This is a genomic window from Tsukamurella pseudospumae (genome assembly GCF_001575195.1).
Taxonomy (GTDB): domain Bacteria; phylum Actinomycetota; class Actinomycetes; order Mycobacteriales; family Mycobacteriaceae; genus Tsukamurella; species Tsukamurella pseudospumae.
In genome coordinates this window covers 1-730 of the sequence record NZ_LSRF01000047.1, presented here as the reverse complement: position 1 = coordinate 730, position 730 = coordinate 1, and the positions used below count along the sequence as shown (strand labels likewise).

Annotated in this window: 2 protein-coding genes; both read right to left on the bottom strand. The window is 64.0% G+C overall.

Annotation, left to right across the window (positions count from 1 at the left end):
- A partial coding sequence (locus AXK60_RS13815) for a transposase (RefSeq protein ID WP_175400026.1) occupies positions 1-231 on the bottom strand: 231 nt, incomplete at its 3' end.
- A gap of 290 nt (positions 232-521) precedes the next feature.
- Positions 522-730 (bottom strand): transposase (locus AXK60_RS13810; protein ID WP_175400025.1); only part of this gene is annotated, 209 nt, incomplete at its 5' end.

The window sequence follows — 730 nt, the reverse complement described above, 5'->3', positions numbered from 1 at the left end:
GGCCAGGCAGTCCCCGCCCGCCGCGATCGACACCGCCAGATCAAGCACCGTCTTCCCCGGATCGTGGATCGCGTTCGGCTTGCGCCACGGCATCAACGCACTGGTCAGAGCCGCGGTCAGACCGACCGTCTCGGCGGTACGAAGCAACAGCACTGTCCCGGCATGCGAGACGAGGTTCGTTCCGGCCGCGTCGACCGACACCTTCGGGTAGCAGGACGTAGACTGACTCACCAGAAAGGTGCTCCTTCGAGACTGGAAATAGGTTGGTGTGGTAACCCCTATTCTTCCAGCTCAGAGCACCTTTCTTCATGTCCGACACGACCTCACCCGCGAAAGGCCGAGGCTAGCCTCGATCTTTCGTGAGGTGGTCGTCCCCTCCTGATCGGTTTCGGATTGGTGTCCTCGAGTGAGGGTTTCGTTCGTGGGCATGGTGATGCGGCCCGGTGTTGCGTCGGGTGGCGTCGGGTTCCACTGTCCCGTGGGGGTGTTTCGTGATCGGATTGTCAAGGAAGTCGTGTCGGTCATGTGGGTGCTCGCATCCGGTTCAGGCGCTGTAGGCCGGCGATCAGCAGGCCGGTGTCGGGGGCTGTCGCGGCGAGGTGCAGGCGGGTGCGGCGGGCGTGCCGGGCGATGGATCCGGCGATGCAGAAGAGTCGGTGGCGCAGTCGTTTGGGTTCCCACCGGCGGGCATCATGGCTGGTCAGGGCGAGCATTTGGGTCCAGGCTATGA